Origin of the sequence: Geosporobacter subterraneus DSM 17957 (assembly GCF_900142145.1) — a bacterium.
GTDB classification, from domain to species: domain Bacteria; phylum Bacillota; class Clostridia; order Peptostreptococcales; family Thermotaleaceae; genus Geosporobacter; species Geosporobacter subterraneus.
This window is the reverse complement of the sequence record NZ_FQZV01000029.1, coordinates 38,947-55,332: the sequence shown is the minus strand read 5'-3', so window position 1 is coordinate 55,332 and position 16,386 is coordinate 38,947. Positions and strand designations below refer to the sequence as shown.

The window sequence follows — 16,386 nt, the reverse complement described above, 5'->3', positions numbered from 1 at the left end:
GTTTTGGTAATGTAGGAAGCTATGCAGCATTATACATCACAGAGATGGGTGCAAAGGTTATCGCAGTATCTGACTCCAGTGCATGTATCGTAAACGAAAATGGATTAGATGTAAAAGCATTAATGGAATATACAGCGAAAAACAGACATGTGAAGGGCTTCCCGGGAGCAACAAAAGAAATCGACAGAAACGAAGTATTGACAATGGATGTAGATATGTTATTCCCATGTGCCTTAGAAAACCAAATTACATCTAAGAATGTAGGAGACATCAAAGCAAAGATCATCTCAGAGGGTGCTAACGGACCTACTACACCGGAAGCAGATGAAGTATTATTCAACAAGGGTATCGTAGTGATTCCGGATATCCTAGCCAATGCCGGCGGAGTAACCGTATCCTACTTTGAGTGGGTGCAAAATCTGATGAACTACTACTGGAGCTTTGATGAAGTACAGACAAAGCAGGAAGCATTAATGGTAAAAGCCTTCGAAGAAATCTGGGCATTGAAAGAAGAGCATAAAGTAGATATGAGAACAGCAGCTTACATGATGTCTATCAAGAGAGTTGCTACTGCAATGAAGCTAAGAGGCTGGTACTAAAAACCACAGGTCTTAATGGATAAACTGCGAGAAATCGCAGTTTATCCATTTATTTTTGACGAGAGTCCCTTTTGTTCTGAAGTAATGCACGAATTGTTATAGACCCAGTTTTATCTTCTTGCTTAATGGTAAAAATATATTGTAATAGTGATAAAGAATATTTAATGTTATAATAGATTTGAACTTTTAAGGGGGGGCGATTGATAGAATGACCAGACTTTATATAATCAGACACGGCGAAACGGTTTGGAATGCTGAAACAAGAGCTCAAGGAGCTAAGAATATCCATTTAAATGAAAAAGGGTTGCTCCAGGCACAGGCTTTAGCTAAAAGAATGAAAAATTATCCTGTTGATGGAGTCTATAGCAGTGACTTAGATCGAGCACTATCCACAGCGCAGGCAGTGGCCAGAGAATTTAGCCATGAAGTTAATATTATCCCAGAGCTGCGTGAAATGTCCTTTGGCCACTGGGAGGGTTTAACCAATCATGAAATACAGGAAAAGCATTATGAACACTATACGATTTGGAGAAATAAACCACAAGAAGCCCAGATTCCCGGTGCTGAAAAGCTCATTGATGTCCAGAGCAGAGGCTTGAAGGCTCTTCACCGTATTGTAGAAGCAAATCCTGATAAAAATATCGCTGTGGTTTCTCACGGAACAGCTATTAAAGCGATCTTGCTGGGTCTAATGAATATTGATCTATCTTATTTCTATCGAATTCGTCAAGATAATGCATGTATTAATATAGTAGAATTCAGAGAGTATGGGCCTGTTATTGTAAGGATGAATGATACTGCACACTTAGAAAATATGCTATAAAGAGGAAGGATTATTTATGGAGTCTGTTATTGTTGTAGGCGGAGGCGCTTCTGGAATGCTGGCAGCAGGCACAGCTGCAGCCCAAGGTAAATCCGTTATATTATTAGAAAAAAATGAAAAGCTGGGTAAGAAAATCTATATCACGGGAAAAGGCAGATGCAACATCACGAATACTGGAGATGTAGAGGAACTGCTTCAAAATATAACAAGAAATAGAAATTTCTTATATAGTGCCTTTTACAGTTTCACCAATGATGATATTCTCCAGCTGCTGCATCGTTATGGCGTGGCCACGAAGGTAGAACGGGGCAATCGTGTATTTCCTTGTTCAGATAAATCAAGTGACGTAATCAAGGCATTAAGTACCTATATGGATTCTCATCATGTAGACGTTAGACTCCGGTCAGAGGTGAAGGATATCCTCTATGCTGATGGAATCGTAAAAGGTGTTCGTTTAGTAAATAATCAGGTGTTATCCTGCAGCAAGCTTATCATTGCTACCGGCGGTTTGTCCTATCCTGTCACAGGATCTACCGGAGATGGTTATGCTTTCGCAAAAAAGGCAGGACATCATGTAGTTCCGCTTAAGCCTGCTCTGGTGCCATTAGAGACGGAGGAACAATGGATAAGGGATTTACAGGGATTATCCTTAAAAAATGTTACACTGCAGTGCTATTATCAGGATAAAGAAGTACATAAAGAATTTGGTGAAATGATCTTTACCCACTTTGGCATATCAGGCCCCATTGTATTGTCTACGAGCAATTACCTGACAAAATACTTGGATAAAGGTAGGATTAAGGCTTCTATCGATCTCAAGCCTGCCTTAGATGAAGATATACTGGATAAGAGAATACAGCGGGATTTTGATAAGTATAGCAGAAAACAATTGAAAAATGCTTTGGATGATTTGCTTCCCGGAAAGCTTATCCCTGTTGTTATCCGCCTTTCCGGGATACCAGAAGATAAATTTGTGAACCAAATCAGTAAAGAAGAACGAAAAATCTTGCTAAAGCTTATTTCCGGACTGCCTCTTACGATTACCGGAACAAGACCTATTAAAGAAGCGATCATTACCTCTGGTGGGATTGATGTAAAAGAAATCAATCCATCTACTATGGAATCGAAGAAAATATCTGGTCTGTACTTTGTTGGGGAAGTTCTGGATGTAGAAGGTTTAACCGGTGGCTACAATCTTCAAATTGCGTTTTCAACGGGATATCTGGCCGGAATTAGCGTATAATACTACTAAAGAAACTGGTTTACTATCAGGAGGGATTTCATGACTAAGTTGATTATAAAAACAGTTAATATTATTGAAAGAATCTTCTTTTCACTGGCCATCGCTTGCTTAATTACCCTATTTTTATTACAGGCGATGCATTTGAAAGGTGACGTGGATTTCTCTATAAATAGTGTCAGCCAGTTTTTAAAAAGGGACATCATTAACTTGAGATTTATTAAGAAATAGTTTTTTATATTGTAAAGGATGATGTTTAATATTATGATAGTTTTGTAGGTCTTTTATCTTTTGAAAATGCATATGATTTGGAGGAGCTATACATGAGCAACATAAGCATCGCAATAGACGGTCCTGCAGGGGCCGGTAAGAGTACCATCGCAAAGATTATCGCAAAGGTTAAAAAGCTTACATATATTGATACAGGGGCCATGTATCGTGCTGTTACATTAAAGTGTATTCAAGAGCAGGTAGATCTGCAAGACCATAGGCAGGTTGAAGCAGTACTGATGGACACGAAAATTGAGCTGATAGGTGATAGCATCTTTTTAAATGGCACCAATGTTAGTGAAGAAATACGTCGTTCTGAGGTAAACAAATGGGTCTCTGAGGTAGCCAAGCTTTCAGCAGTACGAAAAAAGATGGTTGAGATGCAAAGAGCAATCGCTGATTCCCAAAGTGTAGTCATGGATGGAAGAGATATTGGAACCTTTGTGCTTCCCCATGCCGCCTACAAGTTTTTTCTTACTGCATCTATTGAAGAACGTGCAAAGAGACGCTTTGAGGAACAGCAACAAAAGGGCTTTTCAACATCTCTTGCAGAAGTAAAATCTGAAATAGAAAACCGTGACCGTATCGATACTGAGAGAGACCTTGCCCCATTGACGCAAGCGAGGGACGCCATCCTGATTGATACGACCGGTTTAAGTATAGAAGAAGTGGTGGATAAAATATTATCCTATATTCAATAGGGAGGATGTAAAATGGATTTTTATACTTTTGCCCGAAATATTATGAAAGTTTATGTGGATCTTTTTTATCGCGTTGAAGTTGAAAATTTGCATTATATTCCTAAGGAGGGTGCCTGTATTGTATGCTCCAACCACATTCATAACCTAGACCCTGTGATTATAGGTACTACGATCCCTCGTAAAATGAGTTATATGGCAAAAGAAGAGCTTTTTAGAATTAAAATATTAGGCAGCATCATTAGAAAGCTCGGCATGATACCGGTCAACCGGGATACTGCTGATCTATCTGCTATTAAGAATTCTTTAAGAATTCTAAACAGCGGAAAAGTGTTGGGGATCTTTCCTGAAGGTACTAGAAAGAAAAAGGGTGTACCTTCAAAGGTAAAACCCGGCCTAGCTATGATTGCTATAAAAGGGAAGGTACCTGTTATACCGGTTGCAATTATTTCAGATTATCGATTGTTCGGCAAGATTAAGGTTAAAATTGGTTCACCATTAAGTTTTGAGGAATATTACGGCCAAAAGTTAAGTGTAGATACCTATCAGGAGCTTAGTCAAAAAATTATGGAGCAAATAGAAACTGAAATTGCCTGCTCTATATCTTAAATTAATCTCTTTACATAGGAGGAATTTTGTAATATGATGTAGAAATTAAATTATAAATTGATTTAGGAGGTATAATAATATTGAAGATCATCCTTGCAAGGAATGCCGGTTATTGTTTTGGTGTTAAAGAAGCCATGCAAAAAACCTTCAATGCAGTTGATTTGCATAAAGATAAACAAATATACACCTACGGACCTCTTATTCATAATCCTCAGGTTGTTCAAAAACTGGAGTCCATGGGTGTACAATCTATAGATGATATTCAGGATGGTAAAAACAGTATCGTTATTATACGCTCCCATGGCATACCTTTGGAGGTATACGAAAAAGCAAAAGCAAATCACGTTGAAATCATCGACGCCACTTGTCCCTTTGTCAGGAAGGTACAAAGGATCGTTCATGAGTATCATCAAAAAGGTTATTCCATTGTTATTATCGGTGATCCCAATCATCCGGAGGTTATCGGAATCAATGGTTGGTGTGAAAATAAAGCACATATTTTGAACCATGTCTCCCAGGTAGAGTCCTTACCTTTTATGGATAAATTATGTATTGTTGCACAGACAACAATAACCTCTGAGTTATGGAATGCAATTGTAGAGGAGCTTGAACATAAAGCTGCTGTGGTAGAGCCCTTTAATACCATATGCATTGCAACCAGAGAACGTCAATCCTCCTGTGCAAGCGTTGCACAGCAGGTAGATGCAATGATTGTAATTGGTGGATACCATAGTTCAAATACACAAAAGCTTCTACAGATTAGTGAAAAGTATTGTAAATATACCTATCACGTAGAAACTGCCGAGGATTTACCAATGGACATATTAAAAAAAATGAATAAAATTGGAGTAACAGCCGGAGCATCAACCCCGGACTGGATTATTAAGGAGGTTATTGAAAAAATGAGCAGTATGGATCAAAACAACAATGAGATGATGAATATGATGGAGGAAATCGAAAATTCTTTGAGAGTACCGAGACGGGGACAAACAATCAAGGGGAAAGTTATCCATGTCACAGATAGTGAGATCATGGTAAATATAGGATATAAATCAGATGGAATTATTCCAAAGCAAGAAATCTCTAATGACCTTTCAGTAAATCCTCGTGAATTAGTGAAAGAAGGAGATGAAATCGAAGTTTATGTTTTAAAGACCGATGATGGAGAAGGTAATGTTTTATTATCTAAAAAGCGAATCGATGCGGAAAAAGGCTGGGAAACATTAGGAGAAGCAGTATCAAAGGGTACAACCCTTCAAGCTAAGGTTGTAGAAGTAGTAAAGGGCGGTGTAATCGCTGTTATCAATGAATTAAGAGGCTTTATTCCAGCTTCTCAACTATCAACAAGCTATGTAAATAATTTAAATGACTTCCTTGGAAAACAGCTTGCTGTAAATGTAATTGATTTTAATAGAGATAAGAGAAAAATTGTATTTTCTCACAGATCCGTATTAGAGAAGGAAAATGTAGAAAAAAGAAGAACCTTATGGCAAAATATCCAAAAGGGCAATGTAATAGAAGGGGAAGTAAAAAGACTGACAAACTTCGGTGCCTTTGTAGATATTGGTGGTATCGATGGATTAATCCATATTTCAGATTTGTCCTGGGGAAGAATAAGTCAGCCTAGTGAAGTGGTGAAAGTTGGCGATCATATTAAGGTAGTTGTTCTTGACTTTGATCAAGATAAGAATAAAATCTCACTGGGACTAAAACAAATTACACAAGAACCGTGGGAAAATATCCATAAAAAATATAACGCGGGGGATATCGTTGAAGGAAAAGTGGTCCGATTGGCAGATTTTGGTGCTTTTGTAGAATTAGAGCCTGGTTTGGATGGTCTTGTTCATATTTCACAAATTTCTAATAAGCATATTGCTAAACCATCTCAAGAAGTTCATATTGGACAAAAAGTAAACGTGAAGATTCTAGAGATTAATGAAGAAGCAAAAAGAATCAGTCTTAGCATCAAGGAAGCGAATGAACCGGAAACAGTAGAAATCGTAAATCAAGAAGAACCGACAACGATCGGTGATATAGTAGAATCAAAGGATAAATAGGAGAGTTTGACTCTCCTTTTTTCCTGCTCATTATTGAATAATTTATGGGTTTCAGCACAAAATAATAGTGACCTCACAAAATATATTGAGACCCCCTTTACATTCTAAATTTGTGGTAATCCACGACTTTTTTTTTATATATGGATATGATACAATATACTATAAAATACAATTTTCGACTATTTCTAATTCTACATAATAAGCATTAAAGGGGCGTAATTATGAACAATTATGAGCAGTTTAAAGAGTCCATTTTAAAGAAGACTGGTATCAATTTATCCTGTTATAAAGAAAAGCAAATGAAACGGCGAATTGACTCTCTCATCAAAAGAAATAACTACGATACTTATGAAAGCTATTTTCAGGCGATCTGTAAAAATTTAGATCTCTATAATGAGTTTATTAATTATTTAACCATTAATGTCTCAGAATTCTATCGCAACTATAATCAATGGGAAGTGCTGCAAAAAGAAATCATTCCAAGCTTAATCAAAAAAGGAAGTTCATTGAAAATTTGGAGTGCAGCTTGTTCTACCGGTGAAGAGCCCTATTCTTTGGTAATGATGCTTAGTGAATTAATGCCTTTGCAGTCCATTAAAATACTAGCCACAGATATTGACAAGGGGGCAATAAACAAAGCGCTGATCGGAATTTATTCTCCAAAAAGTATCGAGAATGTTCCTAAACATCTGGTGTCAAAATACTTCACAAAAATAGGAGAATCATACAAAATTAATGAAGAAATCAAAAAGTGCGTAGAATTTAAGCATCATAATCTACTCAGTGATAAATATCCTGAACGCTGCGATCTCATTGTATGTCGAAATGTAATGATCTATTTTACAGAAGAGACTAAGGAAGAAATGTATAAAAAATTTTATTCCTCCCTTACCGAGCAGGGAGTACTATTCGTTGGCAGTACGGAACAAATCATTTTACCAGTACGATATAATCTGGTCCCTCTAAAGACCTTTTTTTATAAAAAGAATAGTTAACATAAAAAAATCCTTTGAAGATTTCAAAGGATTTTTTTTATGGAAAGTTAATGTATGTTACTTTAAGTATTCCTCATCCTATAACTTGTCAAATCCCATAAATAATAAGAAAAACGTTGAAATATAGCTGAATTTGCTATCGAAAGATTTAATATTAAAAAGGAATTAAAAGCTAATGTACAGAATATAACAAGTAGTTAAGGGGGGAAACAAATGATCGATAAGGAAAAGAAATACTCCATTTCTGAGGTTAGCAAAATTACTAACTATGATACACATGTATTGCGATATTATGAGGATGAGTTTAAGTTGGAAATACCCAGAACCAATTCTAACCGCCGCTACTATACCTATAAGGAAATTGAGCAATTTATTTATATAAAGGAACTACAGGAAAAAGGGCTTACCAACAAACAAATAAAGTTAATTCTCGATACTCCTGAAATTTTAGTTCAGGGAAATCATGAAGTTGCTGTTGCAGCAAGCACCTCAGATTTAAGCATTATAAACCAACCACAGAGTATAGAGTTATCCAGCATATTAGATGAATTATGCAATCGCATCAATGTTAATATTAATGAACAACTTCAATATAAAATGGATGAGACAAAAAACGAGATCATTCACCATTTTGATGAAATTGTCCAGGATCGGGAAGAAAACGAAATTTACTTCAAAAAAGAAAAGGATATACTGATCTGTGAAAATGCCCGTTTGAAAATGCGATTGAAACAAAAATCCTATGAACTAGCAGAATTAAAGGAACAAGTAAAGAGAATTAATGCCAAACAGCCCCTTTGGAAAAAGCTATTTGGCGTAAAGAAAGATGTAGTTTTATAGGAGGCCATTGAAAAAGTCCTTGTTTTTGTCATTCTGAGTGAAACGAAGAATCTTTAATAGCGCTTAATTACTCAGATCCTTCGCTGCGCTTAGGATGACAAACTCGAATTTTTGCCGTATTTTTGACTTTTTCAATGGCCTTTTTTATAGCTATATCTTTTTTAAAATAATATAATGTATACAATTGACAGAATTGTATTCTTGTATTATAATATAATTGTATAACAAACTTGAGTAAATATAATGGAGGTGCCAAATTATGTACGAAAAAGAGTATGATGTAAAAGGATACGGAGAACTTAGGGAATGTGGGTTTATAACATGTATTCATTGTGTAGCCGGTTATTGCAATAATGGTACCTGTGAAATGGATGAAAAATTGTTGAGACAGGAAGATTAAAAAAAAAAGCTTTCGCCAGCTGGCGAAAGCTTTTATTATTTTTTGTGTGGATATTTTTCTAAGGCCTGTTTTAAGATATTCATAGATTTTTTTAAATCTCCTTCATTAAGTATATATGCAATTCTTGCCTCATCCTTGCCTAGTCCGGGGGTTGCATAGAAGCCTTCAGCAGGAGCCAGCATCACAGTTTCGTTGTCTATGCTAAAATCTTTCAACATCCAGATTACAAATTCTTCCGCATCAACAACAGGCAGTTTCGCAATAACATAGAATGCACCGGTTGGTTTTTCACAGATAACACCTGGAATACTTTGTAATCCTTCGAATACAATATCTCTTCGCTTTTGATATTCTACTAAAACCCCATTGAAATAGTCGTCGGAAACATTATATAATTCAACTGCACCAATCTGCTCCAACATTGGACAGCATAGTCTGCTTTGACAAAGCTTTAATATTTGCTTCATTAAGTCCTTGTTCTTACTCAAAACTGCACCAATACGGGCACCACAAGCACTAAATCTCTTGGACACACTGTCTACAATGATCACCCGGTCTTGAATTTCAGCGATATTGCCAAAGCTCGTGTAATCTAAATGGTCATAAACAAACTCTCTATATACTTCATCAGCGATCACATAAAGATTATATTCTCTTGCAATATCTGCTAACATTTGTACCTCTTCTTTCGTATAGACAACACCTGTTGGATTACCTGGATTTGATAATAGGATAGCTCTTGACTTGCTGGTTATTGCTTTTACGATCTGATCCTTAGGCGGTAAATGGAAACCTTTTGATGCCTCTGTTGTAATAGGCACAACGCTAACGCCAACAGCACTTCCAAAACCATTATAGTTCGTATAAAAAGGTTCCGGCACGATTACTTGATCCCCATCATCAGCAATGGCAATTAGGGAAAATAACAATGCTTCACTTCCACCATTCATAATCAGGATCTCATCTTTTTCGAAGGTCATGTTGTATTTTTTATAATACTTAATCATTGCCTCGATTAATTCTGGAATCCCTTGTGAAAAAGTATACTTTAATACTTTGTCATCATATTTTCTAATGGCATCCATAAAATTTTCCGGTGTTTCAATATCTGGCTGTCCAATATTTAGATGATATACCTTTTTACCTTCTTTTTTTGCATTTTCTGCGAAAGGAACCAATTTCCTGATCGGTGATTCCTGCATGTTCACTATTCTAGTAGAGAATTTCATTAATTTACCCCCTAAACTTTTTTAGCATGAAAATTTACACATCTATCATTCCACAAAATTCATAAATTATGTAGCGGAATTGTATTTCACGCTATTTTTTCTATTTATTACTTAACATTGAATACACCCTTTTGGTAGATGCTAATATTATAAAGAAAATTATTATCATTCATGATCCATATTTTTATGAAGTAGATTTATCGGTTCTAAAAATATAAAGAAAATGAGTGATGTATATGAAGTATTACTTTCTTTATCATTATGTAAAGGATCAGAGGTATTTATACCTGGTTGCTATAAGTTCACATGTAGATATTGAAAAAGAGTTTAATAAGTATTTAGGAAAACCTCATTCAGGAAGTATACTCATTACCGATGTAAATACCATTAAAGAGTTTCGCGGAAGCCAGTATTAGCATGTACTGGCTTTTTGCTTCTATTTCCAAGGCAATAGTGTTTCTTCAACTTTTTTCGATAAATTTTGTTTGAATTTCTTGATTATGCGTATCTACCTTCTTTTTTTTTCTTACTTCTGATATAATATGGTTTAGATTGCGGAAAAATAGAGATAGGAATATGTCTCATAGGAGGAATAGGATTTGGGTAAACGAGAAATTGTAAAGGTTTCCAGTGAAGTACAGCTGCGGCAGCAAGCTTATATAAATGAAGTACGCCAGCTAAACGATGAATTCTATCACGATAAGGGAAGCAAAAAGAAGGCTATGATTGTTACCTATGGCTGCCAAATGAATGAGCATGATTCAGAAAAACTGGCCGGCATGCTGAATCATATGGGCTATGTAGAAACAAATGAACAGGCTGAAGCTGACCTGATTATTTATAATACCTGCTGTGTACGGGAAAACGCAGAATTAAAGGTATATGGGAATCTGGGCCAGCTAAAGCATCTGAAAAAAGTAAGACCGGATATGATTATCGCAGTTTGCGGTTGCATGATGCAGCAGGCCCATGTAGTTGACCAAATCAAAAAAAAGTACAGCCATGTAGATTTAGTTTTTGGAACCCATAATCTGCACAATTTTCCAGAGTTACTGGCTAATTGTAAGAAATCAGACCATATGCTCGTGGAAGTGTGGGATGAGGAGGGCACTGTAGTAGAAGGAGTTCCAGTTATTCGAAAATACGGTCTAAAAGCATTCGTCAATATCATGTACGGCTGTAATAATTTCTGTACCTATTGTATCGTTCCCTATACAAGAGGAAGAGAAAGAAGTAGAGATCCTAAAGATATTATTAACGAAATCAAAGAACTGGTAAGTCAAGGTACAAAAGAAGTAACCTTATTAGGACAAAATGTAAATTCATATGGAAAAACCTTTGAAAACAAGATGGATTTTGCTGATTTGCTGATTCGTATCAATGAAATTGAAGGACTGGAGCGAATACGCTTTATGACTTCTCATCCTAAGGATCTCTCACCCCGTCTGATTGAAGCGATGAGGGATTGTCAAAAGCTTTGTGAACACATTCATCTTCCGGTACAATCGGGCAGTACAAAAATTCTTAAGGAAATGAATCGTCATTATACAAAGGAGCAATATTTAGAACTGGTAACCCAGCTAAAGGCAAATATCCCAGCTATAGCGATTACAACGGATATTATCGTAGGTTTTCCAGGTGAAACAGAAGAAGATTTCCTAGAAACCCTGGATATCGTTCAAAAAGTAGAATACGATTCCGCATTTACTTTTCTCTATTCTGTTCGGGAAGGAACGCCAGCTGCTAAAATGACAGAGCACCAGGTTCCTGAAAATGTTAAACATGAGCGGTTTAACCGACTGCTAAGCACCCTAAATGAAATTAGTGCACGTAAAAATGCAGACTATGAAGGTAAGACTGTGGAGGTTTTAGTAGAAGGGGAAAGTAAAAACGATGCTTCTAAATTAATGGGACGCACCAGAAGCAGCAAATTAGTAAATTTCCCCGGCAGTAAAGATTTGATTGGTCAATTGGTTCAGATTAAGATCACTGAAGCTAAAACTTTTAGTTTAAATGGTATAGTAGTTGAACATAATCTTTAAGGATAGAACCAGGGATATCCCTGGTTCTATCCTTAAAGATTTTATATCCTTATGTTATAATAGTTATATGAAAACTGTGGTAGTGGGGGAAATAAAATGGAGCATTTAACACCAATGATGAAACAATATATTGAGCAAAAGAATCAGCATCCCGATTGTATTCTTTTTTTTCGATTAGGTGACTTTTATGAGATGTTTTTTGAGGATGCAGTCTTAGCAGCTAGGGAACTAGAGATTGCATTGACAGGCAGGGATTGCGGCTTGGAAGACAGGGCGCCTATGTGCGGCGTTCCCTATCATGCAGCGGATAATTACATCTCAAAGCTCATTGATAAAGGCTATAAGGTTGCTATATGTGAGCAGGTGGAAGATCCTGCTGCAGCAAAGGGAATCGTCAAAAGAGAAGTAATAAAAATTATTACTCCCGGTACGGTGATTGATCCGGCAATGCTTAAAGAAAAGGAGAATAATTATATACTGGCAGCTTTATTTCATGAGGATTGCATCGGAATATCCTATGCTGATATCTCTACAGGTGACTCCCGTACAACAGAGTTTATGGGCGTCAGTGTCTTTTCCAATTTTCTAAATGAAGTCGTTAAGATTAATCCAAGGGAAGTAATCATCAATCAAGATACCTATAGTGATAAAAGTATTGCAGCAGAAATCAGCAATCTCTGTGGGCGGGCATACATTACAAAGTTTGACCCATGGGCTTTTAAAACCGATTATGGTGCTCAAACCTTGAAAAACCATTATCAGCTCCTGAGTCTGGAAGGCTTGGGTCTGCAGGATCACCCCTTTAGCATCGGTGCTTCTGGAGCTTTGCTGACATATCTTGAACAGACTCATAAAAAATCTATTCATCATCTTCATAAAATCCAGTATTATCATACAGAAGATTTCATGGTGTTGGATAAAACAACGAGAAAGAATCTAGAGTTAACGGAAACCATGAGAGATCGGGATCGCAAGGGCTCATTACTATGGGTTTTGGATAAAACCAATACAGCAATGGGAGCCAGATTATTAAAGCAATGGATTGAAGAGCCGCTGACCAAATCTATAGATATACAACACAGACTGGAAGCTGTTGACGGATTAAAAGCTGATTTATTGGTTCGTGAGGAACTCAAGGAGCAGCTTCGGGAAACCTATGACTTGGAGCGGCTTGTAGGAAGAATATCTTACGGCAACGCCAATGGAAGAGATCTCATATGGTTAAAGTCCTCCTTATCCAGGATGCCTTGCATTAAAAATCTGCTGGGTGCTTTTTCCTCTAAGGCTTTGATGGAAATTAACGACCATCTGGATAACCATAGGGAGGTTATCCAGATCATCGAAGATGCTATCGTTGAAGACCCCCCTATTTCTTTAAAAGACGGGGGAATCATAAAAGAAACCTATCATCCCGAAATCTTTAGCTTAAGAGAAGCTATTACAAAAGGGAAGTCTTGGATCGTAAACCTTGAAAACGAAGAGAGGCAAAAGACAGGAATTAAGTCCTTAAAAATAGGTTACAATAAAGTTTTTGGATACTATATTGAAATAACAAAATCAAATCTTAATCTAGTACCCTCCCATTATATCCGAAAGCAAACCCTAGCCAATGCAGAAAGATATATTACTCCGGAATTAAAGGAAATAGAATCTAAGATTTTAGGCGCCGAAGAGCGGATTACTGAGTTGGAATATCAGATATTTACTGAGGTTCGGGAAAAAGTAAGTATGTTTACTGAATCTGTTCAAAAAACAGCAAAGGCTATCGCTGCCCTAGATGTTTATATTTCTTTTGCCGATGTCAGTGACCGGCAAAACTACACGAAACCGGTCGTTAACGAGGGGCATTTAATCCATATTCAGAGCGGCAGACACCCGGTTGTGGAAAAAATGATGTCTGAAAGCTATTTCATCCCTAACGATACCTTATTGGACTGTAAAGATAACCGATTTACGATTCTTACTGGACCCAATATGGCGGGAAAATCCACCTATATGCGTCAAGTAGCATTAATTGTACTTATGGCTCAGATCGGTTGTTTTGTTCCTGCTGAAAGGGCTGTAATCGGTATCACCGATAGAATCTTTACAAGAGTCGGAGCTTCTGACGATTTAGCTCAAGGTCAAAGTACCTTCATGGTAGAAATGAGTGAATTAGCAAATATCATTCATACAGCCACCTCCAAGAGCTTGATTCTGCTGGATGAAATAGGCAGAGGGACCAGTACCTATGACGGCTTAAGCATCGCCTGGGCAGTCGTTGAATATATCAGCAGTGTGAAGCATTTGGGTGCGAGAACTTTATTTGCCACCCATTACCATGAATTAACAGAACTAGAAGGTCTTCTAGAGGGTGTTAAAAACTATTGTATTGCTGTTAAAGAAAAGGGTGACGATATTATTTTCCTTAGAAAGATTATCCGTGGTGGTGCGGATCAAAGCTATGGTATACAAGTAGCAAAATTGGCAGGGGTATCAGAAAAGATCGTCAACCGGGCGAAAGAAATTCTACATCAGCTGGAAGCTAATGATATCAATAAACGGCAGAAAGTTTCCTCAGTAGGGGAGGCTGAAATTGCAATGGCTAAAGACGAACAGCTGGATCTTTTTCATTATCACTCAGACAAAATCATATCAGAGCTTTTGAAGATAGATGTTTTAAATACTACGCCCCTTGAAGCCATGAATCACTTGTACAGGCTTTTCAATATGGCGAAAGATTGTAGGTGATTTTTTGAATAACCGAATTCATTTGCTGGATGCCCTTACAGCCAATAAGATTGCTGCCGGTGAGGTGGTTGACCGGCCAGCCTCTGTCATCAAAGAACTTGTAGAAAATGCTATTGATGCACAGGCCACTATGATCGTAATCGAAATCCGAGAAGCAGGTAAAGAATATATCCGTATATCCGATAATGGCATGGGAATTCATCCTTCTGATGTAGAAATTGCCTTTGAAAGGCATGCTACCAGTAAAATTACCCAAATAGAAGACTTAGATAAAACAGTGTCCTTAGGCTTTCGCGGCGAGGCCTTAGCCAGTATTGCCTCCGTGTCCCAGGTTGAACTCATCACAAAAACTGCCACATCCATATCTGGTATTCATTTAGAGCTTCATGGGGGAAAAGCTGTACTTAAAAAAGAAGTTGGCTGTCCTACCGGCACAACGGTAATTGTAAAAAACCTATTTTATAATACTCCGGCAAGATTTAAATTTTTAAAAAATAATACGTCGGAATCCAGCTATATCATTGACTTAGTAAGCAAAATTGCATTGGCTCATCCGGATAAGAGCTTTAAGCTCATTAACAATAATATTATTGTCTTTTCAACTGCAGGTACAGGCCATATTCTTCATACAATTACCAGCATTTATGGAAAAGAGTTGGCTAAAAATATGCTGACTGCCCGTAGGGAGGAGAACAATTATCATGTTGAGGCTTATTTTTCTAAGATAGACATGTACCGGGGAAATCGCCAACAACAGGCTGCCTTTGTAAATGGCAGGCTTATTAAGAGTAAAGTTATCACGGGAGCTATTGATGAGGCATATCGAACCCTGTTGCCTATCAACAAATTTCCCATATGCTTTCTCTATATGAAAATTCCTCCCTCAGAAATTGATGTCAATATTCATCCGGCTAAAACGGAAATAAAATTCAGCAACGAGAAATTGATAAAATCACTTCTGATTAGTGTACTTAAAGATAGATTATTGCAGGAAAAACTCATACCAGAAATAAAGCTGACACCAAAGAATCAGGAGGAACTAATACAGGAAACCATTATTGATCTGCCCACACATATCCCCCAAAAAAACTTTGAGATTAACATAAAGGAAGATGGGGTAAAAGAGGATAAAAATACCTTTATTACAAATAATAAGGTAGCGATAGTTCAGTCGGCCCCAGCTTATGAAAAAAATAACAGCAGCACTAAAGAATTACAAGAGCCTTTAAAAGAGTCCATCCCAGAAAAGAAGATTCACCATCCTCACTTACTAAATATCCGAATTGTAGGACAAGTTTTTTCAAGCTATCTCGTTGGAGATGACGGACTTCAGATGTATTTGATCGATCAGCATGCAGCCCATGAAAAAATAATATACGAGCAGCTTCTGGAGCAGTATAGGGAGAAGCGGATTTATATACAACAACTCCTTGCGCCAATTATTGTAGAGCTATCTCCCGCAGAATTTGAAAAGCTGCAAGGGGATGTGGATATTTTTGAAAAAATGGGTTTTGAGGTTGAAGTCTTCGGCAGAAATGCTTTTCTTATTCGTTCTGTCCCGCTTCAATTTGGAGAACCGGAAACTAAAAGCTTCTTTATGGAAATTATTGAAAATTATAACGAAGCCCATGGACCTTCCGACCACAACCTAAAAGTAGAAAGAATTATTACTATGGCATGTAAGGCCGCTGTAAAAGCAAAAGATAGACTAGACAGGCTTGAGATGCATGGATTAATGCGACAGTTGTCATACCTAGAGAATCCTTACACTTGTCCCCATGGAAGACCTGTGATCGTTTCCATGTCTAAGCTAGAAATTGAAAAGAAATTTAAACGAAGCTAGGGGGACGTAGT

At 37.1% G+C, this 16,386-nt stretch carries 15 protein-coding genes; 14 read left to right on the top strand and 1 reads right to left on the bottom strand.

Features of this window, described 5'->3' with window-relative positions; translation table 11 throughout:
• The 10 genes from BUB56_RS11525 to BUB56_RS19410 all read left to right on the top strand — a co-directional run.
• Positions 1 to 599 (top strand): Glu/Leu/Phe/Val family dehydrogenase (locus BUB56_RS11525; protein WP_242946303.1); only part of this gene is annotated, 599 nt, incomplete at its 5' end.
• Positions 600 to 807: 208 nt separating this feature from the next.
• Positions 808 to 1,422, top strand: a complete 615-nt coding sequence (locus BUB56_RS11520) for a histidine phosphatase family protein (RefSeq protein WP_110941469.1) — start codon at positions 808 to 810, stop codon at positions 1,420 to 1,422.
• Between the two features lie 16 nt (positions 1,423 to 1,438).
• Positions 1,439 to 2,665 carry a BaiN/RdsA family NAD(P)/FAD-dependent oxidoreductase gene (locus tag BUB56_RS11515; protein WP_110941468.1) on the top strand — a complete coding sequence of 409 codons (1,227 nt, stop codon included), beginning with the start codon at positions 1,439 to 1,441 and terminating at the stop codon, positions 2,663 to 2,665.
• 39 nt (positions 2,666 to 2,704) lie between these two features.
• Entirely contained in the window at positions 2,705 to 2,893 is a 189-nt protein-coding gene (locus BUB56_RS11510; protein ID WP_110941467.1) for a hypothetical protein, read from the top strand.
• A gap of 92 nt (positions 2,894 to 2,985) precedes the next feature.
• Positions 2,986 to 3,633 carry a (d)CMP kinase gene (gene cmk / locus BUB56_RS11505; protein ID WP_190014436.1) on the top strand — a complete coding sequence of 216 codons (648 nt, stop codon included), beginning with the start codon at positions 2,986 to 2,988 and terminating at the stop codon, positions 3,631 to 3,633.
• 12 nt (positions 3,634 to 3,645) lie between these two features.
• The gene (locus tag BUB56_RS11500) at positions 3,646 to 4,239 is read left to right on the top strand and encodes a lysophospholipid acyltransferase family protein (protein WP_110941466.1); all 594 of its coding nucleotides are present in this window, start codon (positions 3,646 to 3,648) and stop codon (positions 4,237 to 4,239) included.
• 80 nt (positions 4,240 to 4,319) lie between these two features.
• Complete coding sequence (locus tag BUB56_RS11495; protein ID WP_110941465.1) at positions 4,320 to 6,296, top strand: bifunctional 4-hydroxy-3-methylbut-2-enyl diphosphate reductase/30S ribosomal protein S1; 1,977 nt, start codon at positions 4,320 to 4,322, stop codon at positions 6,294 to 6,296.
• A 221-nt stretch (positions 6,297 to 6,517) separates the two neighbouring features.
• Positions 6,518 to 7,291: a CheR family methyltransferase gene (locus BUB56_RS11490; protein WP_190014434.1), complete on the top strand. Its 774-nt coding sequence runs from the start codon at positions 6,518 to 6,520 to the stop codon at positions 7,289 to 7,291.
• Positions 7,292 to 7,504: 213 nt separating this feature from the next.
• Positions 7,505 to 8,131, top strand: coding sequence for a MerR family transcriptional regulator (locus BUB56_RS11485; protein WP_110941463.1), 627 nt, complete (start codon positions 7,505 to 7,507; stop codon positions 8,129 to 8,131).
• Between the two features lie 259 nt (positions 8,132 to 8,390).
• A complete protein-coding gene (locus BUB56_RS19410) occupies positions 8,391 to 8,531 on the top strand; it encodes a hypothetical protein (RefSeq protein ID WP_190014432.1) in 141 nt (46 codons plus the stop codon).
• A gap of 35 nt (positions 8,532 to 8,566) precedes the next feature.
• Here BUB56_RS19410 and BUB56_RS11480 read toward each other — a convergent pair whose 3' ends face one another.
• Complete coding sequence (locus BUB56_RS11480; RefSeq protein WP_110941462.1) at positions 8,567 to 9,760, bottom strand: pyridoxal phosphate-dependent aminotransferase; 1,194 nt, start codon at positions 9,758 to 9,760, stop codon at positions 8,567 to 8,569.
• A 236-nt stretch (positions 9,761 to 9,996) separates the two neighbouring features.
• On the opposite strand from BUB56_RS11480, the gene BUB56_RS11475 reads away from it, so the two are divergent.
• The 4 genes from BUB56_RS11475 (at position 9,997) to mutL (ending at position 16,375) form a co-directional block, all read left to right on the top strand.
• Positions 9,997 to 10,176 (top strand): hypothetical protein, encoded by a 180-nt coding sequence (locus tag BUB56_RS11475; RefSeq protein WP_110941461.1) that lies wholly within the window; start codon positions 9,997 to 9,999, stop codon positions 10,174 to 10,176.
• A gap of 183 nt (positions 10,177 to 10,359) precedes the next feature.
• Positions 10,360 to 11,802, top strand: coding sequence for a tRNA (N6-isopentenyl adenosine(37)-C2)-methylthiotransferase MiaB (miaB, locus tag BUB56_RS11470; protein ID WP_242946301.1), 1,443 nt, complete (start codon positions 10,360 to 10,362; stop codon positions 11,800 to 11,802).
• Positions 11,803 to 11,898: 96 nt separating this feature from the next.
• Positions 11,899 to 14,532 carry a DNA mismatch repair protein MutS gene (gene mutS / locus BUB56_RS11465; protein WP_110941460.1) on the top strand — a complete coding sequence of 878 codons (2,634 nt, stop codon included), beginning with the start codon at positions 11,899 to 11,901 and terminating at the stop codon, positions 14,530 to 14,532.
• A 4-nt stretch (positions 14,533 to 14,536) separates the two neighbouring features.
• Positions 14,537 to 16,375, top strand: a complete 1,839-nt coding sequence (gene mutL, locus BUB56_RS11460) for a DNA mismatch repair endonuclease MutL (RefSeq protein ID WP_110941459.1) — start codon at positions 14,537 to 14,539, stop codon at positions 16,373 to 16,375.
• The last annotated feature ends 11 nt before the right edge of the window (positions 16,376 to 16,386 follow it).